This is a genomic window from Chromobacterium rhizoryzae, from assembly GCF_020544465.1.
Classification (GTDB): Bacteria; Pseudomonadota; Gammaproteobacteria; order Burkholderiales; family Chromobacteriaceae; genus Chromobacterium.
This window is the reverse complement of sequence record NZ_CP066126.1, coordinates 3,463,089-3,485,131: the sequence shown is the minus strand read 5'-3', so window position 1 is coordinate 3,485,131 and position 22,043 is coordinate 3,463,089. Positions and strand designations below refer to the sequence as shown.

General features: G+C 67.4%; 21 protein-coding genes. 12 read left to right on the top strand and 9 right to left on the bottom strand.

Going from position 1 to position 22,043, the window contains the following annotated elements:
• Both phnH and phnG read right to left on the bottom strand, forming a co-directional pair.
• On the bottom strand, positions 1-582 hold the full coding sequence (phnH, locus tag JC616_RS15620) for a phosphonate C-P lyase system protein PhnH (RefSeq protein WP_227104130.1): 582 nt from the start codon (positions 580-582) through the stop codon (positions 1-3).
• A gap of 1 nt (position 583) precedes the next feature.
• Positions 584-1,024, bottom strand: coding sequence for a phosphonate C-P lyase system protein PhnG (gene phnG / locus JC616_RS15615; protein ID WP_107799823.1), 441 nt, complete (start codon positions 1,022-1,024; stop codon positions 584-586).
• 168 nt (positions 1,025-1,192) lie between these two features.
• On the opposite strand from phnG, the gene phnF reads away from it, so the two are divergent.
• The 4 genes from phnF to JC616_RS15595 all read left to right on the top strand — a co-directional run bounded on the left by phnF (position 1,193) and on the right by JC616_RS15595 (position 3,794).
• The gene (gene phnF / locus JC616_RS15610; protein WP_227104129.1) at positions 1,193-1,915 is read left to right on the top strand and encodes a phosphonate metabolism transcriptional regulator PhnF; all 723 of its coding nucleotides are present in this window, start codon (positions 1,193-1,195) and stop codon (positions 1,913-1,915) included.
• Positions 1,915-2,607, top strand: a complete 693-nt coding sequence (locus JC616_RS15605; RefSeq protein WP_227104128.1) for a DUF1045 domain-containing protein — start codon at positions 1,915-1,917, stop codon at positions 2,605-2,607. The genes phnF and JC616_RS15605 overlap by 1 nt, the downstream gene beginning before the upstream one ends.
• Positions 2,597-3,166, top strand: coding sequence for a phosphonate metabolism protein/1,5-bisphosphokinase (PRPP-forming) PhnN (gene phnN, locus JC616_RS15600; protein ID WP_227104127.1), 570 nt, complete (start codon positions 2,597-2,599; stop codon positions 3,164-3,166). The genes JC616_RS15605 and phnN overlap by 11 nt, the downstream gene beginning before the upstream one ends.
• A 298-nt stretch (positions 3,167-3,464) precedes the next feature.
• Positions 3,465-3,794: a hypothetical protein gene (locus tag JC616_RS15595; protein WP_107799819.1), complete on the top strand. Its 330-nt coding sequence runs from the start codon at positions 3,465-3,467 to the stop codon at positions 3,792-3,794.
• A gap of 62 nt (positions 3,795-3,856) precedes the next feature.
• On the opposite strand, the gene JC616_RS15590 is transcribed toward JC616_RS15595, so the two are convergent.
• Both JC616_RS15590 and JC616_RS15585 read right to left on the bottom strand, forming a co-directional pair.
• The gene (locus tag JC616_RS15590; RefSeq protein ID WP_107799818.1) at positions 3,857-5,479 is read right to left on the bottom strand and encodes a sensor domain-containing diguanylate cyclase; all 1,623 of its coding nucleotides are present in this window, start codon (positions 5,477-5,479) and stop codon (positions 3,857-3,859) included.
• 76 nt (positions 5,480-5,555) lie between these two features.
• Positions 5,556-6,203, bottom strand: a complete 648-nt coding sequence (locus JC616_RS15585) for a TetR/AcrR family transcriptional regulator (protein WP_227104126.1) — start codon at positions 6,201-6,203, stop codon at positions 5,556-5,558.
• 96 nt (positions 6,204-6,299) lie between these two features.
• On the opposite strand from JC616_RS15585, the gene JC616_RS15580 reads away from it, so the two are divergent.
• The 5 genes from JC616_RS15580 to JC616_RS15560 all read left to right on the top strand — a co-directional run bounded on the left by JC616_RS15580 (position 6,300) and on the right by JC616_RS15560 (position 11,617).
• Positions 6,300-6,980 (top strand): DAPG hydrolase family protein, encoded by a 681-nt coding sequence (locus JC616_RS15580; RefSeq protein ID WP_107799816.1) that lies wholly within the window; start codon positions 6,300-6,302, stop codon positions 6,978-6,980.
• A gap of 155 nt (positions 6,981-7,135) precedes the next feature.
• Positions 7,136-8,158, top strand: coding sequence for a putative 2-aminoethylphosphonate ABC transporter substrate-binding protein (locus JC616_RS15575; RefSeq protein ID WP_227104125.1), 1,023 nt, complete (start codon positions 7,136-7,138; stop codon positions 8,156-8,158).
• A 214-nt stretch (positions 8,159-8,372) separates the two neighbouring features.
• Positions 8,373-9,473, top strand: coding sequence for a putative 2-aminoethylphosphonate ABC transporter ATP-binding protein (locus JC616_RS15570; protein ID WP_227104124.1), 1,101 nt, complete (start codon positions 8,373-8,375; stop codon positions 9,471-9,473).
• Positions 9,467-11,164: a putative 2-aminoethylphosphonate ABC transporter permease subunit gene (locus tag JC616_RS15565; protein ID WP_227104123.1), complete on the top strand. Its 1,698-nt coding sequence runs from the start codon at positions 9,467-9,469 to the stop codon at positions 11,162-11,164. The genes JC616_RS15570 and JC616_RS15565 overlap by 7 nt, the downstream gene beginning before the upstream one ends.
• A gap of 60 nt (positions 11,165-11,224) precedes the next feature.
• Positions 11,225-11,617, top strand: coding sequence for a DUF4280 domain-containing protein (locus JC616_RS15560; protein ID WP_081545670.1), 393 nt, complete (start codon positions 11,225-11,227; stop codon positions 11,615-11,617).
• Positions 11,618-11,623: 6 nt separating this feature from the next.
• On the opposite strand, the gene JC616_RS15555 is transcribed toward JC616_RS15560, so the two are convergent.
• Positions 11,624-13,417 carry a patatin-like phospholipase family protein gene (locus JC616_RS15555; protein ID WP_227104122.1) on the bottom strand — a complete coding sequence of 598 codons (1,794 nt, stop codon included), beginning with the start codon at positions 13,415-13,417 and terminating at the stop codon, positions 11,624-11,626.
• Between the two features lie 629 nt (positions 13,418-14,046).
• Between JC616_RS15555 and JC616_RS15550 the strand changes: the two genes are divergently transcribed.
• Positions 14,047-14,556, top strand: coding sequence for a hypothetical protein (locus tag JC616_RS15550; protein ID WP_227104121.1), 510 nt, complete (start codon positions 14,047-14,049; stop codon positions 14,554-14,556).
• A 368-nt stretch (positions 14,557-14,924) separates the two neighbouring features.
• Here JC616_RS15550 and JC616_RS15545 read toward each other — a convergent pair whose 3' ends face one another.
• Positions 14,925-15,749 carry a substrate-binding periplasmic protein gene (locus tag JC616_RS15545; RefSeq protein ID WP_227104120.1) on the bottom strand — a complete coding sequence of 275 codons (825 nt, stop codon included), beginning with the start codon at positions 15,747-15,749 and terminating at the stop codon, positions 14,925-14,927.
• Between the two features lie 182 nt (positions 15,750-15,931).
• Here JC616_RS15545 and JC616_RS15540 point away from each other — a divergent pair, with 182 nt between their 5' ends.
• Both JC616_RS15540 and JC616_RS15535 read left to right on the top strand, forming a co-directional pair.
• Positions 15,932-17,020, top strand: a complete 1,089-nt coding sequence (locus JC616_RS15540; protein WP_107799810.1) for an agmatine deiminase family protein — start codon at positions 15,932-15,934, stop codon at positions 17,018-17,020.
• 60 nt (positions 17,021-17,080) lie between these two features.
• Positions 17,081-18,043: a LysR family transcriptional regulator gene (locus tag JC616_RS15535; RefSeq protein ID WP_227104119.1), complete on the top strand. Its 963-nt coding sequence runs from the start codon at positions 17,081-17,083 to the stop codon at positions 18,041-18,043.
• 141 nt (positions 18,044-18,184) lie between these two features.
• Here the strand turns inward: JC616_RS15535 and JC616_RS15530 are convergent, their stop codons facing one another.
• Genes JC616_RS15530 through dalD form a run of 3 tightly spaced genes read right to left on the bottom strand, consistent with a single transcriptional unit; the run spans position 18,185 to position 22,039 of the window.
• Positions 18,185-19,123 carry a carbohydrate kinase family protein gene (locus JC616_RS15530; protein WP_227104118.1) on the bottom strand — a complete coding sequence of 313 codons (939 nt, stop codon included), beginning with the start codon at positions 19,121-19,123 and terminating at the stop codon, positions 18,185-18,187.
• On the bottom strand, positions 19,120-20,592 hold the full coding sequence (gene xylB / locus JC616_RS15525; RefSeq protein WP_227104117.1) for a xylulokinase: 1,473 nt from the start codon (positions 20,590-20,592) through the stop codon (positions 19,120-19,122). Before xylB ends, JC616_RS15530 begins: the two co-directional genes overlap by 4 nt.
• Before the next feature lie 55 nt (positions 20,593-20,647).
• Positions 20,648-22,039 (bottom strand): D-arabinitol 4-dehydrogenase, encoded by a 1,392-nt coding sequence (gene dalD, locus JC616_RS15520; protein ID WP_227104116.1) that lies wholly within the window; start codon positions 22,037-22,039, stop codon positions 20,648-20,650.
• Positions 22,040-22,043 lie beyond the last annotated feature (4 nt).

Here is a 22,043-nt window from a genome sequence, read left to right as displayed (position 1 = left end):
TCAACCCTCCTTGACGCGGGTGCTGCGCGGCAGGCCGGCCACGCGCTCGCCGCAGATCAGAAAAATGTCCACGCCCCGCGGAAAACGGGCGTGATTGTCCCGCCATTGCCGCCAGAAACCGTCCGGCGCGCCGTTCACGCCGAAACGGCGCGGCGCGGCGAAGCCCGGGCCGTCGGCTTCCACCTGTTCGGCGTTGAAGCCGGCGGTTTCCAGCAGCACGGTGGCGGAGCGGTCCGGGTATTCGGGCTCGCCGGCCTTGAGCGCGGCCAGCGGCGGCGGCGGCGCGCCCAGCGGCAGCACCACGAAGTCGGCCTGTTCCGGCGCGGCGGCCAGGCGCAGGCCGGTGTGGAAGCGCAGGCTGGCCAGGGTGTCCGCCGGCAGCGGCGGCAGCCAGACGCTGACGTCCTGGTCCAGCAGGGCATAGAGCAGGGCGGCGGTGGCCGGCATCAGGCCGGGCAGCTCGGCCGGCAGCGCAGGCAGCGTTTGCGGCAGTAGGGGTTCGGCCAGCGCGGCCAGCGCGGCGCGGAAGCAGCGCTGACTGTCGTGAACCGGGTCGGAGAAGGCGGCGCGCATTTCATTCATCTCATTCCCCCCGGACCAGGGTGAAGAACTCCACCTTGCTGGCGGCGGCTTCGCGCGCCGCCTGTTCGCGGCGCGCGGCGCGTTCGGCGCGCAAGGGCGTTATCCATTGCGCGAGCAAACCGTCCCGCCGCGCCGGGTCTTGCAGCAGCGCGTCGGCCTGGGCGATCAATTCGGCGTGTTCGCCGTTGCTGCCCAGCGCCCAGCCGTGGCCCAGGCGGCCGTTGATCCGGCAACTGGCGCGGCTGACGCTGGCTTCGCCCAGATTGAAGCGGGCGCCGCCGCCGCCGGCGCGGCCCTGCAGCATGACAAGGCCGGTTTCGGCGCGGCGCAGCCATTCCACTTGCGGCGCCGGCGGCAATTGCGGGCCCAGCAGCCGGCGCAGCCGCGGCGGCGGGGTGTGGGCCAGCACGCTGAGCCAGTCTTGTCGGGTCGAGGTTTCCATATCGGGTATTCCCCTGTGCGGTTTCAACAAAAATTCATATAAACGTATAGACGTATCCATGATAATGGCCGGCGATAAGGCGCAAACAGCATGCGGCGATGAAGGTTTTGTGACGATTGGGTGGCGGGGCTAGACCTTGGCCGCCATGGGAACGAGAGGGCGAGAACGATGATTGAACGCGGTTCCGGGGTCGCCGTCTGGCGGCAGATAGAAAACAGCCTGGCGGAGGAGATCGCCAGCGGTGCGATCCGCGCCGGCGAGCAATTGGCCACCGAGCTGCAACTGGCCCAGCGCTTTCGTGTCAACCGCCACACCATACGGCGCGCGGTGGCCACGCTGGTGGAGCGCGGCCTGTTGCGGGTGGAGCAGGGGCGCGGCACCTTCGTCCAGGACAATGCGATCGACTACGCGATCAGCAAGCGCACCCGTTTTTCCCAGAACATGGCCAGTCAGAACCTGAACTCGGACATCGACGTCCTGGCCAGCGACACGGTGCCGGCCAACGCCGAACTGGCCGATTTGCTGCAAGTGGCGGTGGGCGAGCCGCTGCTGCGGATCAAGACCCTGAGCCGGGTGGCGTTGCGGGTGGTGGACTGGGCGATCTTGTTCTTTCCGGCGGCGCGCTTTCCCGGCCTGCCGGAGATTTACCGGCGCGAGCGCTCGGTGACGCGCGCGCTGGCGCATTTCGGCGTAGACGATTACACCCGGCGCTTCACCCGCGTCAGCGCGCGGCTGCCGGACAGCGAGACGGTGGACTATCTGGGGCTGCCCAAGAACCGGCCGGTGCTGCATGTGAAGTCCTTGAACGTGGACCCGCAGGGGCGGCCGGTGCAATACGGGATCACCTGCTTCAACGGCGATCTGGTGCAACTGGTGATGGAGGAGGCCTGATGCGTTACGCGCTGTATTACGCGCCGCGGCCGGACAGCGCCTTCTGGCGCGCCGGCAGCGGCTGGCTGGGCCAGGACGCGCACAGCGGCCTGCAAGTGTTGCCGCCGCACGCGCCGGGCCTGGACGCCGAAGTCTGGGCGGAGCTGACCGCGGCGCCGGCCCGTTACGGATGGCACGCCACGCTGAAAGCGCCGTTCGCCTTGCGCGCCGGCGCGGACGAGGCGGCGCTGCTGGCGCGGACCGCGGCATTGGCGCAACGCTTCCAGCCCTTCGAGCTGGCGCTGGAGGTGGCCTGGCTGGCGGATTTTCTGGCGTTGCGGCCGCCGGCGCCGCCGCCGGAGCTGGCGGAACTGGCCGCCGCCTGCGTGGTGGAGCTGGAGCCCTTGGCCGATCGCGAATCGCCGCGGAAAACGCGCGCCGGGCTGGACCCGCGCCAGGAGCGGCTAAGCTTGCGCTGGGGGTATCCCTATGTGTTCGAACACTACCGCTTTCACCTGACGCTGAGCGGCCGGCTGAGGCTGGACAGCGCGACGGGGCGGGCGCTGGAACAGGCGGCGCGCGGGCATTTCGCCGCTTTCTCCCGCGCGCGGGTGGACGGCGTGGCGGTGTTTGTCGAGCCGGCGGCGGGCGAGGCTTTCCGCTACCTCGCGCATTGCGGCTTTGACGGACAGGTGGCGCGCTATGAAGCCTGAGCCCGGCGCGCTGTGGTATGTGATCGGCCCGTCCGGCGCCGGCAAGGACAGCCTGCTGGCTTATGCGCGGGCGCGGCTGCCGGCCTCCGGCCGGCTGGTGTTCGCCCACCGCTACATCACCCGGCCGGCCGACGCCGGCGGCGAGAACCACGTGGCCTTGAGCCGGGAAGAGTTTGAACAACGCGAGCGCAGCGGCTGCTTCGCCCTGAGCTGGCGGCGGCATGGTCTGGCCTATGGCCTGGGCATGGAAGTGGCGCTGTGGTTGGAACAGGGGCTGGACGTGGTGGTCAACGGCTCGCGCTCGGCGCTGCCGCTGGCGGCGCGGCGTTTTCCCGGCCTGCGGCCGGTGTGGGTCGTCGCCAGCCCGGCGGCGCTGGCGGCGCGGCTGGCCGGCCGCGGCCGGGAATCGGCCGAGCGCGTCGCCCTGCGGCTGGAGGAGGCCGCCGCGCTGACGCCGCCGCCGGACGCGGCGGTGCTGCAAAACGACGGCGAACTGGCCGAGGCCGGCGAGCGGCTGCTGCGGCTGCTGACGCGGGGCAGGGAGGCGGACTGTCCTTAATACCTGGAAAACCGCGCCGGCGAAGCCGCCGCCGCTTGCTATAACCGGGGCAGTTCGCCGGCCGCGTGGCGGCGAGCCGCGCGCCGTCTCCGGCTGGCGGGACGCCGGAGAACGTGTTTACGATTTCGCGAGCTAAGGCGAGACAAGGCGAAAACCGCTGAGAAAGCGGAATGTACAGGTGGTACATGAGCATTTCGAAGTGGTTTTCAACGCTGTATCGCCGACGCGCAGCAGATCGTAAACAGGTTCTGAGCGGTGCGCATGCAATGGTCGTCCCGCCGTTGGCAGGAGAATGGATATGGCTTTGCAATCGAGAAACTGGCATGCCTGGCTGAACGTGATGCCGGGTCACCCCAAGAGCTTGCATGTGGCAGGCGACGTGGTGGTGGCCAACCCCGGCGTGGAGGCGCTGCTGTGCATGCGCGAGCCGCAAGGCATCAACCCGGCCATCCTGATGCTGGACTTGCACCTGGTGCAAAAGCCCGGCATGTGGCCGCAGGTGTTGGCGGTGGCGCACGCCCACTACGACAGGGTGCTGCCGCCGGGCGCGCCCAAGTACACGGCGGTGGAAGTGCTGCACAATAACGAGCGGGTGGCTTATATCGAGCCCATCCCCGAAATCGTATAGACAGCGGCAGTCACGGCGGCCTGGCAGGGCCGCCGGACGGCTTGCGGGATCGTAAACGGGTTTTACAGCGTGACGCTTTCGCAGCCGCTGCGGCCGGACTTCTTGGCCCGGTACATCGCCTGGTCCGCCGCCTGCAGCAGGCTGTCCGCGCTGCTGTCGCCGTTGCCCAGCGCGATGCCGACGGAAATGCCCAACTGGCGTTGTTCGCCGCCGATGTCGAAAGGCGTTTGCATCGTCTCTATGCATTTGGCCGCCACGATGCGGGCCGCTTCCTCCGCGTCCTCGCCCAGATCGCCGATCAACAGCACGAACTCGTCGCCGCCGATGCGCGCCAGGGTGTCGGTCTGGCGCACGATGCCGCCCAGGCGCTGCGCCGCCTGCCACAACACTTTGTCGCCGGCCTTGTGGCCGTAGCCGTCGTTGATCTGCTTGAAGCCATCCAGATCCAGAAACAACAAGCCCAGCCGGCTTGCATTGCGCTGCGCGCGCGCCAGCGCCATGGTCAGGCGGTCGGCCAGCAAGGCGCGGTTGGGCAGGCCGGTCAGGGTGTCGTGATGGGCCATGCGCGCCAGTTCCGCCTGATGCTGGTCCAGCTTGCTCAGCAGCCGGTTGAAGGCGGCCAGCAGATAGCCCACCTCGTCGTTGCGCTTGACCGGCAGCGGTTCCAGCGGCAGTTCGCCGCGGGTCATGCGGTCCGCGTGGCTGGCGGCGCGGAACAGCGGGCGGAACAGCAGATACAGGCCCGCGCCCGCGGCCAGGGCGAACACCAGCACGGCGATCACCGCGTTTTTCAGCAAAAAGGCTTGCGCCCGTCCCACGGTGGCGAAGGCCTCGCTGCTGGGCAGCCGCGCCACCACGAACCAGCCGGTGCTGGGCACCGAGGCGATGGCGGAGACTTCCTCGCGCCCCTGGGCGTTGACGGTGATGCCCACGCCGCGAAACCCCGTCATCGCCCGGTCGTGCAAGGGATTGATCCCCGCCGGCGGCGTGGGTTTGAGCACCATGTCCGGCTGGGAGGAGGCGACGAAGATCTTGTCCTGCGGCGAGATCAGCAAAAAGCCGCTATTGGGCCCGCCGATGTGGGAGGCCAGCAGCAAGTCCATGAAGCCCGGCGCGGCCAGCGCGGTAATGCCGGCCAGCGCACCTTGCGGGCGGCCGTCGCGCCAGGGCAGCGCCGCCGCCATCGGCAGCACCGGTTTTTTGCTGATGCGGCCGATGAGCGGGCGGCCGATGACGACGCGGTCCAGATTGGGCGGGCTGGACAGGGCGACGCGGATATAGTCCCGGTCGGAATAGTCCCGACCCACGCGGCCGGGCATGGACGGATAGTCGGCGATGGCGCGCCCGTCCGGCGTCACCACGTACAGGCCTTGCGAGAACGGGCATTGGAAGTCGCAATGCAGGCGCAGCCAGGCTTGCAGTTCCGCCGGGCGTTGCAGCAGCTCCTGGGGCAGGCTGGCGGCCAACCGCTGAAGCAAGGCCTGGCGCTGCTGGATCTTGAAGTCCACGTCGCGGGCGACGTAGCTGGCCAGCGCCATCTGCTGGTTCTGCACCACCTTGCTCAAATCCTCGCGCAGAAACTGGCTGAGCGCGTAGTAGCGCGCCACCGCGCCGGCCACCACGATGCCCAGCGCCAGCAGCAGCAAGCGGGTAACGATGCTATCAAGGACGCGGCGCAGGCTCATGGTCGCAAATAAGGTTGTCTTCAAGACAGTTTAGTCAAGGTTTCGGGCCTTGTATGCCCGGGCCCGGCGGGGCGGCTCAGCGCGGCAGCAGGCCGGCGCAACACAGCGCCACCGCGGCGCGGATGCGCTCGCCGGGCTCGTGCTCCGGCAGCGGCGGCGTCAGGCCCAGCGCCATCCGGCGCAGCGGTTCCGCTATCGTCATCGCCAGCAGCAGTTCGGCGGTTTGCGCCGGCTGCGGGCAGCGGATCAAGCCCTGTTCCGCCTGGCGCTCCAGCCAGCCGGCCAAGAGCGCGGCGCAGCGCTGCACGCCGTGCTCGGCGTACTGCGCCAGCGCCTGTTCCCGGCCGGGAAAGTCTCCTATCAGCAGGCGGAACAATCCCACCGCCTCGCGCGTGAGCACCTTGGCCGCCACGGTGTTCAGCAGCGCTTCCAAGGCCTGCGGCAGCGCGGCGGCCTCCGTCAGCGGCTCGCTCATCGGCGCGACGAAGGCGTCGGTCCAGCCGTGGATGACCGCGCCCAGCAACTGCTCGCTGTTGTCGGCGAAGCGGTACACCGTTTTCTTGGCCACCCCGGCCCGCTGCGCCACCGCCGCCATGGTGGCGGCCTGGTAGCCCTGGCTCAGCAAGAGTTCGGTGGCGGCGTCCAGCACCTGTTGCTTCAAAGCGTGTTCCGGCGCGGCGGGGCGGCCGCGCGCGCGCGGCGAGGCCTGATCCTGGCTTGACATCGGGGTAAGGTTTCCTCAATATGGAAACGCAATGCGTTTCTTAATTTACCAGCGCCGGCGTCGCGCCGCGCTGATCTTCAAGCCAAGGAGTGTACTGTGAATTCTCACTATGAAACATCTTACGATGAGCTGTTGCAGCCCGGCCCGCTGATGCTGGAAACCGGCGTGCGCCGTCTGGACGACGGCCGCTTGCTGGTGGCCGCGCGCACCGAAATGCCCGGCTGCGCCGGCCGCATGTTCGACTGGTGGTTCACCTTCTTCGATTCCACCCGGCACATCCGCTGGTGGCATCCGCACGACCATGTGGAGCTGCGCGGCTGGGACGGCCGCCGCCGCGCCGGCCGCGGCTATATCGGCTCCACCGTGCGCGCGGTGGAGGCGCTGGGCGAGATTCCGCCGGTGGCGGCGGTGTTGAAGTTCCACCCGCCGGAAACCTTCTTCGGCGCCGGCCGCTTGAGCGCGGCGCTGGCGCGCGGCGAGGCCTCGGCCGCGGTGTGTGCGCGCATCGCTTTCGGCAACGAACCGCGGCTCAGCGCCGACGGCGACCCGCTGGACGGCGAGATGGTGCACCTGACGCGGGACACCGCCCACGGCGCGGTGCTGCGCAGCCGCTTTTTGCTGGGCGCGGCCGACGGCAGCGGCGAGCCGGTGCCGGAACGCCTGGGCCTGGAGCTGATGCGCCATTGCTACAACGAGTTCAGCTGCCTGGCGCGGTTCTTGCCGTCGCTGTATTACGGCGAGCACGCCAACGGCGAGAAAGGGCCGCTGGCCTGGTAGGCCGCCGCGCCGGCGGGCAGGACATCCAGCCGCGCAAGACAAGCTTCACCCGGCCGTCACCGCGCTGTCATCGGCGCGTCGTAAGGTGGCGGCTGATTGACGGACGGCGCATGGACCATGAGGTCTATACGTCTAAACCCATTGGAGCGATGTCGATGAAACAGCTGATTGTCCTGGCCGCCGGCCTGGCCCTGTCCGGCCTGACGGCCCCGCTGGCGCAGGCCGCCACCACCCTGACCGTGTACACCGCGCTGGAGGCGGACCAGGTCAAGGAATACAAAGAGGCTTTCGAGAAGGCCAACCCGGACATCGAAATCCGTTTCGTGCGCGAATCCACCGGCATCATCACCGCCAAGCTGTTGTCCGAGAAAAACAATCCGCAAGCCGACGCGGTATGGGGCCTGGCCGCCACCAGCCTGATGATTCTGGACCAGCAGGGCATGCTGCAGCCTTACGCGCCCAAGGGCGTGGAAAAGCTGAGCCCGGAATTCGTCGACAAGGCCAAGCCGCCCAAGTGGACCGGCATGGACGTGTGGGCCGCCGCCCTCTGTTTCAACACCGTGGAAGCCGCCAAGAAAAACCTGCCCAAGCCGGAGAGCTGGGCCGACCTCGCCAAGCCGGTCTATAAGGGCCAGATCGTGATGCCGCATCCGGCGTCCTCCGGCACCGGTTATCTGGACGTGTCCGCCTGGCTGCAGATGATGGGCGAGAAAAAGGGCTGGGATTATATGGACAAGCTGCACGCCAATATGGCCCAGTACGTCCACTCCGGCTCCAAGCCGTGCAAGATGGCCGCCGCCGGCGAGTACCCGATAGGCATTTCCTTCGAATACCGCGGCGCCCAACTGAAGGAAAAGGGCGCGCCCATCGACCTGATCTACCCGAAGGAAGGCCTGGGCTGGGACCTGGAGGCCACCGCCATCATCAAGGGCAGCAAGAAGCTGGCCGCCGCGCAAAAGCTGGCGGACTTCTCGGTCAGCCTGCCGGCGATGCGCTTGTATGAAAAGAACTACGCGGTGCTGGCCATGCCCGGCGTGGCCAAGCCCAATCCCTTCATCCCCGCCGATTACGCCCAGCGTCTGAGCAAGAACAATTTCGCCTGGGCCGCCAAGCAGCGCGAGGCCATCCTGCGCGAATGGTCGCGCCGCTACGAAAGCAAGGCCGAACCCAAGAGCTGAGCCGGCTTCCGTCATTGCGCCGCCCGCCGGGCGGCGTCGTTTCTTTTTAAAAACCTGTTTACGATCTGCTGCGCGTCGTGGAGCGTTACACGGTGAGTGCGTCTTCAAAATGCTCATATACCGTGTGTGCGCTCCGCTTTTTCAGCCGTTGTCGCCTTGTCTCGCCCTTGCTCGCGAGATCGTAAACAGGTTCTAAGACACCCTGGAGTTGCGCATGAAACCGGCCGATAGCCTGGACGGCTTGTCCGAACACCTGTCCGTCCGCGGCCTCAGCCGCCGTTTTGGCGGCTTTACCGCTTTGGACGGCGTATCGCTGTCCATCCGCAAAGGCGAATTTGTCTGTCTGCTGGGCCCGTCCGGCTGCGGCAAGACCACCTTGCTGCGGCTGATCGCCGGGCTGGAACGGCCGGACGCCGGCAGCGTCCATTTGCTGGAGCGCGATATTACCGACGAGCCGCCGGCGCGCCGCGACTACGGCATCGTGTTCCAGAGCTACGCGCTATTCCCCAATCTCAGCGTCGCCGACAATATCGCCTACGGCCTCAAGCCGCGCGGCGGCGGCGCGCGCCACGCCCGCCGCGTGCGCGAACTCCTGGACCTGGCGGGCCTGCCCGGCGCCGAGGACAAATACCCGGCCCAGTTGTCCGGCGGCCAGCAGCAGCGCGTGGCGCTGGCGCGGGCGCTGGCCACCTCGCCCGGCCTGCTGCTGCTGGACGAACCGCTGTCCGCGCTGGACGCGCGGGTGCGCGACAAGCTGCGCGACGAACTCAAGGGCCTGCAAAAACGGCTGGGCGTCACCACGCTGATGGTGACCCACGATCAGGCCGAGGCGCTGGCCATCGCCGACCGGGTGGTGGTGATGAACGCCGGCCGCATCGAGCAGATCGGCACGCCGGCCGAAATCTACCGCCGGCCGGCCAGCCGCTTCGTCGCCGAATTCGTCGGCGCCGCCAACTGGCTGCCGGCGCGGCGGCGGGACGCCCACGGCGCCGCCGTCGGCAACTGCCTGTTGCGGCTGGACGCGCCCTTGCCGCAGGCCGAGGCGCTGACCCTGTTCCTGCGGCCGGAAGACATCATCGTCAAGGCGCGCTGGGACGGCGCGCCCAACACCTTGCTGGCGAGGGTGGCCGACATCAGCTTCGGCGGCGCGATGACCCGGCTGCGCCTGCAGCCGGAAGGCATGCCCGGCCAACTGCTGCACGCTGAAATCTGCCCGTCCATGCTGCAACGCCAGCCGCTGACGCCGGGCGAGGTGGTGCCGGTGGAATTGCCGGCCGCGCTGCTGCGCGCCTATGCCGGAGAGGGCGCATGCTGAGCCGCGCCTTGCCAGGCCGGCGCGCGGCGCCGGCCGACGGCGAGCGCCGCGTCGCCGCCGCGTTGGTATGGACGCTGACGGCCTTGCTGGCCTTGGCGCTGGGCCTGCCGCTGCTGTTCATCTTCGGCAAATCGGTATTGGACATGGACGGGGGCTTCGTCGGCCTGGCCAACTTCGTCCAGGTGCTGGACAGCCCGGGCCTGATGCGCGCCGCCCGCCACAGCCTGTGGCTGGCGCTGACCGTCACCGCCCTGGTGCTGCCGCTGGCCTTCGCCTTTGCCTGGGGCTTGAGCCGCAGCCGCGTTTGGGGCCGAGGGGTGTTTCGCCAGATCGCCTTGTCGCCGCTCTTGGCGCCGTCGCTGATGCCGGCCATCTCGCTGGTGTATTTGTTCGGCAACCAGGGCCTGCTCAAATCCTGGCTGGCCGGCGGCAGCGTCTACGGTTTTTGGGGCGTGGTGCTGGGCGAGGCCTTCTATACCTTTCCGCATGCGCTGTTGATCCTGTTGACCGCCTTGTCGGCGTCGGACGCGCGTTTGTACGAGGCCGGCCGCGCGCTGGGCGCCGGCGCGCTGCGCCGTTTTCTCACCATCACCCTGCCGGGCGCGCGCTACGGTCTGGTCTCGGCGGGCCTGGTGGTGTTCACCCTGGTGATCACCGATTTCGGCGTGCCCAAGATCGTGGGCGGGGACTACAACGTGCTGGCGGTGGAAGCCTTTAAGCAGGTGGTGGGGCAGCAACACTTCCCGCGCGGCGCGGTGGTGGGCCTGATGCTGCTGCTGCCGGCGGTGTTTTCATTCTTCATCGAGCGGCGCATGGCGCGCCGCCAGCAGGCGGCGCTGGGCGCGCGCGCGGTGCCGTTTTCGCCGGGGCCGTCGTCGGGCCGCGACCTGGCCGCCTGGCTGTTGTTGGCGATGATCTCAGTACCGCTGTTGGCCTTGCTGGGCGTCGGCGTTGCCGCCTCCTTCATCAAATACTGGCCTTACGACTTAAGCCTGACGCTGGCGCATTATCAGTTCGACAGCGTGGACGGCGGCGGCTGGAGCGCTTATTTCAACAGTCTGAAGCTGGCCTGCCTCACCGCCGGCGCGGGCAGTCTGCTGGTGTTCGCCGGCGCTTACGCCTGCGAGAAGCTGCCGGCCGCGCCGCTGGGCCGCGCGCTGCTGCGCTTCTTCGCCATGCTGCCGATGGCGGTGCCCGGCCTGGTGCTGGGTCTGGGCTATGTGTTCTTCTTCAACCATCCGGACAATCCGCTGCATGCGCTTTACGGCGGCATGACGCTGATGGCCGCCTGCACCATCGCCCACTTCTACACCACCGGCCACCTGACCATGAGCACCGCGCTCAAGCAGCTGGACGGGGAGTTCGAAGCGGTGGCCGCCTCGCTCAAAGTGCCGTTCTGGGTGACGCTGCGGCGGGTGAGCTTGCCGGTGTGCCTGCCGGCGCTGTTGGATGTGATGCGCTATCTCTTCGTGTCCGCGATGACCACGCTGTCGGCGCTGATCTTCATCGCCAGTCCGGACAACAGCCTGGCCGCGGTGGCCATCGTCACCATGGACGACGCCGGCGACACCGCGGCGGCGGCGGCGATGGCCACGCTGATCGCCTTGAGTTCGGCCGCGGTTTCGCTCTTGCTGCTGAGGCTGGAACGGCTCTTGTGCCGGCGCGGCCAGGGCTGGCGCGGCCGCGCTTGACTGCGGTTTGCTTTGGCGTGACGATGTCATGTCTTGGCCCGCCGGAGTGAGGAGACGCACATGGGATGTCCGCAAGTGTGCATGGGCGCGATGCTGCAATGCAGCTTCGGCGTCGCCCCCAGCAGCCTGGTGGTGTTGCCCGCCAACCGGGTGATGGCCGGCGGCGTGCCGGCCGCCAACATCATGGACAACGTGCCCATGCTCAACGTCATGCCCTTCGGCATGTGCCAAAGCCCGGCCAACCCGATGGTGGCGGCCGCCACCGCCGCCGCCATGGGCGTGCTGACGCCCATGCCCTGCATCCCGGTCACCGCCGCGCCGTGGACGCCGGGCGCGCCCACGGTGCTGATAGGCAATATGCCGGCGCTGGACAGCAACAGCATGCTGATGTGCAACTGGGGCGGGGTGATCAAGATCAACGCGCCCGGTCAGTTCACGGTGATGATTCCCTGAGCAGGTTTAAGCGGTCGGAGTGGCTCGGCCTAAAGGCTGGACCGGCGAAGCGGCCTGCCGGGTTGGCGCTGACTGATTTGGACTAAGCAAGCCGGCTGTGTGTTGAGCCGCGATGATGGTATCCATTACTTTGTCGTAGACCAACCAGCCAAACAGCGCTCGCGGGATGGGCAGCAAAGATGAAAGCCAGCGGGGCGCATTGGAGAGGGGCAGCTTGTCCGCTTGGAGCAGGGCCTTGAACCTGGTTTTGACGCCATCGCGAATCTGCCCCAGCCGGGCTTGATCCAGCGCGTCGACCGGCCACTCCGGCTGAGGTGCCGGCAGCTCTTCACCGACGGATCCCAGCAAAGGAAGGATTCGCCATTCTTCCTGCCCTTGACCTTGCTGCGCCCTGGCTTGCTGCTGTTCACCCGAGCGGAACAAGGGGTGGCCGGCCGGCAGGGTGAAATGCTGCTTCAGAAACTGCTGGCAATTGCGGCGGCCCAGCATGAAGTCGTGATGGCGATAAGCTTGGTGCAGAAAGCCGCCGAAGGCGCCGAGGCTGGAGGAGGCGAGGTGTGGCAGTTTGGGGTCTTGCTGCTGCCAGGCTGCTCCCCGGTTAGGCGAAATCAGGAAGCGGCTGTAAACATGGTCATCATCGGCGAGCATGCTTTCAGCGCTGTCGGTGCGACACTGATCTTTCCAGGCCGTCAGCAGTTTGGGCAAGGCGGAGAACAAATCGTCGGTTTTCTCCGGCGCGTGATAGGCGGCGCTCTCCGGGAAGGGATCGATCATTATCATGGCGCGGGTGGCGATGCCATCCGAGGTTTCTAGATGCCCCAGCGGGCCGCAGAGCAACTGATGTGTCAGCGCCACCGGTTCGTTGTTCATGGTTCCGCCATCGACGCATAGATAGGAGTAATTGCCCGTCAGTTGGCAGGAAGGCCGCAGCCGAATCAAGCGTCCATTGTGAGGGATGAAGCGATATAAATAGTCGCTGGCGTGTCGTTCCAGCAAGCGGTGGCGCAGGCCGCCAGGAAAGGCGCTGGAACCTAGCGCGTGTTGCAGCATTTTGCGCCAGTTCTGGTCTGGCGTGTTCGTGGAAAGCGGATATTCATCGGGTTGCAGAGGCGTCTGCGCGCTGTCCGGCCGAGTGTTCAGCGCAAACAGGATGTGATCGGCGTGCGCTGTCATATCCAGGCCATGGGCTCCTGGCGCGTCGGAGTCACTGGACATGGCCAAGTCGTAAGGCACGCCGGACAGATTGGCTTGGCAAAACGCCAGTCGCAGGGTGTCGGCTACATGATCGCGCCGATACGGCGCACCGAGTGTGGTTTGAGACCGTGCCTCCTCGGCCAATTGATCCAGTCGGCTGCAATCCAGTAAAGAAGGAAAGCCGGAGTTTTGGTCTTGCAAGTCCTGAGTGCCGAGCAGATTCAGGATGTCCACGGCTTCCACCCAATTGTGGTACAGCGGGTTGTCGGAGCGAGGGCCGTGAGCGAAATTCTTGTGCAAGGAGCAGGCCAACAGCGCGGCCACGACGCTGCCGGCGGAAGCGCCGGCCATCACGCTGAGTTTGACGCTGTGGGAGGGAGGGTTTTGCGCAGGGTCCGCTTTAGCCTGCTGCCACGCCTCCAGCGCCTCCAGCAAAAAATCAAGCACGCCGGCGGTATACGCGCCCGCCGACACCGCACCGGCCAGACAGAGGCCGATTTCAAACACGTTGTTCTGCTTTAAGTCCACTTGTGACCGGGTTTTATCGGCCGGCATGGACATGGTTTCTTCATACTGTTCGTTGGATACGAAAATCGAGTCGCTCATGGTGTTCTCCCAAAGAAACACGCGCGCTCCGTTGCCATAGAACGGTGTGAAGGGGGCTTCGGTGCGGGCTGACTTATGGCTGGTGGAAAATACAAGGGACTGTAAAAATCAAAACATGACAAGTTAAATAGCATCGCCATGGTGTTTTTTAATAAGAGCCGTTCCCATCTTTTGGTATTTCATAGTGTATTGTTTCGATATTTATAAAATTCAAAAATGGTTTTGATGAAAATTCTAAGCACTTTTTGACGCATGGTGAGTGTTTTAACAGAAGAGATGATTGCCGAGCCAGCACCGTGAGGCGGCTTGGCTTATTGGGTATAGTCACATTGTTCTAATTAGATCAAGTTTAAATGACTACGTGCGATTACTAAGAATATTTGCTGTAGTACAGTTTTGTGGTTGATTTATCCAATGGAAAGCGCTGGCTTTTAATTGACGGGTGAGCGAGATGATTTTAAGAATCAGTAGCAAATAAAGGAAGCCTTTAGGTGTGCAGGCATTTTTTATCAGCCTAAATGTCAGTTGTCCGTAATGCGGCAATGGCGAACTTGATAAATATCAATTTGTCATTTTTTGTTTGACGAAAAATGCCTGTTGTTTTCAACGCCGATATTGAAAGGGCATTCATGCAAGGATTCGCACTGTTTTCTCATGGCGCCGCTCTGGCACTCAGCCTGGCCGCCGCTTCCGCCTTCGCCGTCACCATCACTCCGCCCGGTCCCGGCGGCGCGCCTATGCCGTTTTCCGCGGTGGGGCCGGCCAAGGTGGGCAAGTTCGGCATCGATCTGGACTGCAAGGCGGTGTTCAGCGGCACCGTGGACGGCTACGGCAATGTGGCCATCACCAGCGCCTCGTTCAGCGGCGGCGCGCTGTGCAAGGTGATCAAGCCCTCCGCCTCGCTCGCCTCGCCGTGGACCGGCCATGTGGACACCGCCACCCAGCTGACCTTGGACAATGTGGCGGTGAACGTGAAATCGCCGATCGCCGGCGGCCTGTGCGGGCCCACCAAGATAGTCGGCAGCGTTGCCGACAACGGCAGCGAAACCGTGATCGGCCTGGATGCGGCCCAGCTGTCCGGCGGTTGCTCCATCAGCGCGACGTTGAGCACGACGCCCTATATGCGGGTCACGCCTTAGAACCTGCTTACGATCTGCTGTGCGTCGGCGATACGGCGTTAAAAACATGCTCAAAATGCTCATGTACCACGAGTACATTCCGCTTTTTCGCATGTTTTCGCCTTGTCTCGCTCTTGCTCGCGAGATCGTGAACAGGCTCTTAGAATCTGTTCATAGTCTGCTGCGCGTCGGCGATACGGCGTTGAAAATGGTTTTGAAATGCTCATGTACCACCTGTACATTCCGCTTTCTCACTCGTTTCCGTCTTGTCTCGCCCTTGCTCGCGAGATCGTAAACAGGTTCTTAAAGTCTGCCGCAGGGACCCCTGACGCGCCGTACGGCGGCGTCAGGGGTTTTGTTTATGGGGGTGGGAGCCGGTGGCTTTCCATTTACCGGGCCGGCGTCTGGAGAAAGTGTTCGACGATGCGTTCGGTTTCGCCGGATTGCTTCATCGCCTGCAAGGCGGCCGTCAGTCTGCCGGCCAGCGAGGCCGGGTCCAGCCGCAGCGGGTAGTTGTCCGGGCTTAAGGGCTGGTCGGCGCGGTAATCCGGATTGGGCTGCGCGCGGTAAAAGCGGGAGTGTTTGGAAAAGCCCATATGCATGGCTTGCCAGGGCTCCAGCGACGGGTGCAGCGTCAGTCCGGCCGGCCGCAGCCGCTCCCAGTAGAAGCGCAGCGTCAGTTCGTCGTAGATGTAGAAATCCGCCTTGCCGGCGCTGATCAGGCGAAAGGCGCGCTCCACATCCATTTCCGGCACTTGCAGAACCTTGATGCGCGCTTGCCACGGCAGGGGAATCAGGTCCGGGTTGCCCAGGCTGCGTAGTTCCACGCCATTGTCCAGATCGGCGTAGCCGCGTACCGCGGGGTGGCTGGCGCGGGTAATGACGACATGGCGCTCGCGCAGGCCGTTGGGCAGGAACAGGGCGATGGGCTCGCGCTCCGCGTTGTAGGTGTAGCCGGGATAGAAGTCCACCTCGCCCTGCGCCAGCGCTTGCAGCACGCGCTTCTTTGGCAGGCGCACCACTTTCAGCGTGCAGCCGATTCTTTGGCAGGCGCGGCTGTACAGGGTTTTATAGATGCCTTCGTCGTTGTCGTCGTCGATATAGGGACGCCGTTCATTGGTGCGGTAGCCCATCACCAGTTCCGGATCTTGCGCCAGGGCCAGGCGGGCCTGGGCCGCGATGACGGCGATGATGATGCAAAGCGCGAGACGCATGCCGGCCCCTCCTGTATTCCGTCTTCAGCTTATGTCATTCTTCCCGCCGGCGCGCGGCGGCGGCAAATACATGATAGAAATAGATAGGTTTCCGCAAAATTCATCGCTTTTTCAAATGCATGTCCGCTTGCACAATGCCAAGCACGGCCATGTGGCTGGAAACCGGCCTTGGAGACACGGCGATGAGCACTAGACGACAATTCCTGGGCGCAAGCCTGTTGACGGCGGGCGGCATGATGGCCGCCCGCGCTTGGAGCGCGGAGCCGAACGCGGCCGGCTACCGCATGCCGGACGAGGGCGAGGGCCACGCCGCCACCTGGATGGCCTTCGGTCCCAGCCTGGAGGTGTGGGGCACGAGTTTGCTGCCGGTGGTGCGGCGGGATCTGGCGCGAGTGGCCCAGGCCATCGCCGCCCACGAGCCGGTGCGCATGCTGACGCGCGCCGAGGACATGGCGCTGGCGGCCAAGCTGTGCGGCCCCAAGGTGGAACTGGTGGAGCAGCCGCTGGACGATCTGTGGATACGCGACAGCGGCCCGATCTTCGTCAAGGGCAAGGGCGGGGCGGCGGCGGTGGATTTCAACTTCAACGGCTGGGGCGGCAAGCAGGCGCACCGTAGGGACGCCAAGGTGGCGGCCGCGGTGGCGGCCAAGAGCGGCGCGCCGGTCGTGCGGACCTCGCTGGTGCTGGAGGGCGGCGGCATCGAGGTGGACGGCGAGGGCACCGCCATCATCACCGAAAGCTGCGTGCTCAATCCCAATCGCAACCCGGGCCTGAGCAAGGCGCAGTGCGAGCGCGAACTGCGCCGGCTGCTGGGCGTGGACAAGGTGATCTGGCTGCCCGGCATCGCCGGCCGCGACATCACCGACGGCCATACCGATTTTTACGCCCGTTTCGCTCGCCCCGGCGTGGTGGTGGCCGGCCTGGAGACGGACCCGCAGTCTTACGATTACCAGGTGACGCGCCGTCATCTGAGCCTGCTGCGCCAGGCGCGGGACGCGCGCGGCCGCAAGTTGGAGGTGGTGGTCTTGCCGGGGCCGGAGCGGGTGAGGCCGGAGTACGAGGGCCACGAGATGGCGGCCGGCTATATCAATTTCTACGTCTGCAACGGGGCGGTGATCGCGCCGGAGTTCGGCGACGCCAAGGCGGACCGCAACGCGGGCGCGGCCTTGCGCGAGCTCTTCCCGCAACGCGAGGTGGTGCAGCTGAACATCGACGGCATCGCCGCCGGCGGCGGGGGCATTCATTGCGCGACCCAGCAGCAACCGGCTTGAGCATGCGTTCACAGCCCGCTGCGCGTCCGCGCCGACCGGAAATCAGGAGGACATATTCGGATGGAGAGAGGCGATAACAGCGGCGGGCCGCAGGCGGCCGAGCGGGAAGACCCGGCGACGGGCGCGCTTGGCCGCCTGCCCTCGCTGCGGCTGCTGACCGGCTTCGAAGCCGCCGCGCGCCTGGGCAGCGTTTCCCGCGCCGCCGAGGCGCTGCATCTGTCGCAGTCCGCGGTCAGTCATCAGATTCAACAGCTGGAGGCCTTTGTCGGCCAGCCTTTGTTCCAGCGAGTGGGCCGCGGCATCGAACTGACCTTTGCCGGCGAAATGCTGCAACAAAGCGTGCGGCGCGCGCTGGACACGCTGCGGCGCGGGCTGGACCGCATCGCGGTCTACACGGACCCGGGCCTGGTGGTGCTGGTGGGGCCGGCTTTTTTACTGCACGGCTGGCTGCAGGGACGCTTGGACCGGCTGCGCGCCGCCCATCCCGACATCGTGCCCTTGTTATCCATAGACGAGGAGCCGGGCCAGGCCGATGAGATCGACGTGGACATCGTCATCGGCCGGCAGCCGATGGCGACGGCCGGCTGGGAAGACGCGGCCTGGCTGCGCGAGGACTGGCGTTTCGTCGCCGCGCCGGCCTTGGCGGAACAGCTGGCGGCGTTGCCGGCCGAGCGCCATCCGCAGCTGGCGCGTTTGATCTGCCTGGAAAAGACGCGCATGCCGGAGGAGGCGGAGGCCGCGGTGCAAGCGCTGCTGCCGCGTTTCGGCGTCGCCGCCGTTTACGATGCGCCGCAGCTGGCGCTGGACGCGGCCCTGCGCGGCCACGGCATCGCCTGTCTGCCGTCGCCGGCCTTGGAGGAGGCGCTGGCCGACGGCCGGCTGCGCGAGCTGGCCGGCTACCCGCGCCGGCCCGGCGCGCAATGGTGGTTGTCCCGGCCGCGCGACGCGCTGCGCAGCGAGGCGATGGCGAATCTGTTCGATTGGCTGCGGGCAGAGGGCGGCGGCGAGTCGGCGCCGCTTTAGAACCTGTTCACAGTCTGCCGCTATTCGTGAAACGCGGCGCGGCGAGCGCCGCTTCGAAATGCTCATGCGCCGCGAGCACATTCCGCTTTCTCCGCCGCAACGCCTGGCCTCGCCCTCGCTCGCGAGGCTTTGAACAGGCGCTTAGTCCGCCAGCTGCGCCCGTCGCGGCAGGTCCGGCCCGCGCCGCGCGCAGGTGAGGGCGGCGGCGCGCGTTGCGAAGCGGACCAGATCCTCGGTTTCCGCCCGGCTCAGCGCCGCCAGCCCGTCCGGGCTCAGCCGGCCCAGCTCGGCCAGCCGGCACAGCAGCGCGGCCTGGAAGCTGTCGCCGGCGCCCACGGTGTCCACCACCTGGACGGCGGCGGCCGGCTGTTCCCATTCGCCGTGACGGCGGCTGAACACGCGCACGCCTTGTTCGCCGCGGGTCAGCAGCAGCAACTGGCATGGCGGGGCGAGCCAGCCGCGGGCGCAGGCTTCGATCTCCTGTCCCGGATACAGCAGGGCCAGATCCTCGGCGCTGACCTTGATCAGATGGGCGTGGCGGCGATGGATGTCCAGGCATTGCCGCCAGCGCGCCCGTTCCGGCTCCACGTTCAGCCGCAGATTGGGATCCAGCGAGATCAGCCGCCGGCCGCTTTCGCGGGCCGCCAGCGCTTGCAGCGCCTCGCCGCCGGGGCGGCCCACCAAGGCGTAGGAGCCGAAGTGGACGGCGGCGACTTCGTCGTCCAGCGTCGGCAGCTCCTCCGGGCGCAGGCTGGCTTCCGGCGCGCGCTCGCCGTAGAAGCCGTATTGCGGCTGGCCGCCTGCGTCCACGCTCACCATCGCCAAAGTGGTGGGCAGATCGCGCGGCAGCAGATAGCGTCCGTCCACCCCCTCCCGCTCCAACAGCCGCCGCAGCTGCGCGCCCAGATAATCGTTGGACAAGGGCGTCAGCAGGGCCGCGCGCCGGCCCAGCCGCGCCAGGCCCACGGCCACATTGAACGGCGAGCCGCCGGGCACGGCGCGGTAGTTCAGCTGCGGCCATTCCGCCGCGCCGGGTTCCAGGAAAAAATCGTACAGGGCTTCGCCGCAGCACAGAATCATGGGGAGGTCTCCGCAAATGAGGGGGGCCGCGCCTGGTAGAGGGCGCGAAAGTGACGCAGGCGAGCTTGCAAGGCCTGATGCCGGGCGGCGTCCGGCGCGCAGCGCGCCCGCAGCGGCGGTTTGGCGCAGACGGCGCCGAGGTCGCCGCCGTCCGCCAGCCAGCCCAGGCGGGCCGCGCCCAGCGCGGCGCCGGCTTCGCCGCCCTGATGGGTGAGGATTTCGGCGTCCAGCGCGTCGGCCAGCAACTGCGCCCAGAACGGGCTGCGCGCGCCGCCGCCCACCAGGGACAAGGCTCGCGGCGCGGCGCCGGCGGCGCGCAGCGCGTCCAGCCCGTCCGCCATGCCGAAGGCGACGCCCTCCAGCACCGCGTAGCCGAGCGCGGCGCGGCCGTGCGCCTGGCTCAGGCCCCAGAAGGCGCCCGGGGCGAAGGGGTCGTTGTGCGGAGTGCGCTCGCCGGACAAATAGGGCAGGAACACCGGCGCGGCGGCTTGTTCCGCCGGGCTCAGCTGCTCGATTTCCGTCAGCAGCGTCGCCTCGTCCACGCCGGCCAGCCGGCAGAACCAGCGCAGGCAGCTGGCGGCGGACAGCATCACGCTCATCAGGCTCCAGCGCCGGGGCAGCGCATGGCAGAAGGCGTGCAGCGCCTGCGCCGGATTGGGGCGGAAACGGTCGTCGACGACGAAGATCACCCCGGAGGTGCCCAGGGACAGGAAGCCGTCGCCGGGGGCGATCGCGCCGATGCCGACGGCGCTGGCCGCGCCGTCCCCGGCGCCGCCGGCGATCAGCGGCGGCTGAGCGATGCCCCAGGCGGCGGCCGCGGCCGGGCTCAGCCGTCCGGCCGGCGCCAGCCCCTCCACCAGCCGCGGCATCTGGCGGCGCGACAGTCCGCCGGCGTCCAGCAGCTCCTCGGACCAGTCGCGGCGGCCCACGTCCAGCCACAAGGTGCCGGAGGCGTCCGAGGTGTCGGTGATCTTGTCGCCGCACAGGCGCAGGCGCAGATAGTCCTTGGGCAGCAGCACGGTGGCGACGGCGCGGAAGCTCTCCGGCTCATGCCGCGCCAGCCAGCGCAATTTGGGCGCGGTGAAGCCGGGCATGGCCAGGTTGCCGGCGACGGCGTGGAGCCGCGGCGCGGCGGCGGTCAGTTCGGCGCATTCGGCCACGCTGCGCAAATCGTTCCACAAGATGGCCGGCCGCAACACGCGGTCCCTGCTGTCCAGCAGCACCGCGCCGTGCATCTGGCCGGACAGGCCGACGGCGCGGGTGGCGGCCAGCGCGGCCGGCGCCTGCTCGCGCAGCTTGGCGACCGCCGCGCAGGCGGCGCGCCACCAGTCTTCCGGGTCTTGCTCGGCCCAGCCCGGCCGCGGCCGCGACACGTCCAGCGCCGCGCCGGCGCTGGCGAGCGGGCGGTTGTCGCCGTCCAGCAGCACGGCCTTGATTTCCGAAGTGCCCAGATCGATGCCCAGATACATGGTTTTGTCCTTGGAGGGAGTGGCGGACGGCCGGATGGCGGCTCTCTCGCGCAGTCTATCCCCGTCCGCGGCCGTCCAGCCAGCTGTCCACCCGCGCCAATGCGGCGCGCAAGGGCGCGACCAGCGCCGGGCTGCCGGCCAAGGGGCCCCAGAGCGCCGGGTCCGCGCAGTAGGCGGCCACCGGGTCGGCGGCCGCCAGCATGCGATGGCAGGCGGCGATGTCCATGCTGCCGTCCCGGTAGGCGTAGCCCAGCCGGCCGGCGCGCCAGCGTTGCAAAAAGCGCAGGAACAGCGCCGGCAGCATGGCGCAGGCGTCCGGCCGGCGGCCGGCGTCGATGGATTCCCGCAGCGTGGGCGCGATGAAGCCGGGCAGCTTGGCGTAGCCGTCCGCCGCCACGCGCTGATTGCTGTCGCCCAGCGCCGGATTGCCGAAGCGCTCCAGCACGCTGTCGCGGTAGCCGGCCAGGTCCAGCGGGCTGGGGCTGAGGCAGGGGATCACGTCCTGGCTGACGTAGTCGTGAGCCAGTTGCCGGATGTCCGGGTCCGCCGCGCCCTGGTGGATGAAGTCCAGGCCCAGCAGGCTGCCGGCCCAGGCGATGCCGCTGTGGCTGGCGTTGAGGATGCGGATCTTGGCTTCCTCATAGGGCTGGACATCGGCCACCAGCTGCGCGCCGACGCGCTCCAGCGCCGGGCGGCCGGCGGCGAAGCGGTCCTCTATCACCCACTGGGTGAAGGATTCGGCGGTGATCGCGCAGGGGTCGCGCCAGCCGGTGGCGGCGGCCACCCGCTCCGCCAGCTCCGGCGGCGGCCGCGGGGTGATGCGGTCCACCATGGCGTTGGGGCAGCTGCTGTGGCGGCGTGTCCACGCCAGCAGCTCGGTTTCCTGGCGCAGGGTCAGAAACTGTTCCAGGCCCTGGCGGAAGCGCTCGCCGTTGTGGCGCAGATTGTCGCAGTTGAGCAAGGTGAGCGCGCCGCCGCCGCGCGCCGCGCGCGCGCGCAAAATCGCGGCGACGGCGCCGTACAGGGTGTTGAGCCCACCGTGCAAATCGTCCGCCAGCTCCGGATTGGCGGTGTCCAGCGCCTGCTCCTGGTTCAGGTAGTAGCCGGCTTCGGTGACGGTGAAGGAGATCACCCGGGTGGCCGGGTGCGCGCCTTCGCCTATCAGCGCGCTCAGTTGGCGATCCCAGGGCAGCACCGCGTCGATGGCGCGGATGCGCCGGTAGCGGCGCTCGCCGGCCGGGCTGACGGTTTCCAGCGTGTACTGGCCTTGCTGCGCCGCCAACTGCTCCAGCAGCGGGTTCAGGTCGGCGCGGATATTGCCGACGGCCAGCCGCCAGGGCTCGGCGTCGGCGCCGGCCAGTTGGTCCAGATAGACGGCCTGGTGGGCGCGGTGGAAGGCGCCGGCGCCGATATGCAGCCAGCGCGGCGGGGTGGGGGCAAGTGTCATCGCG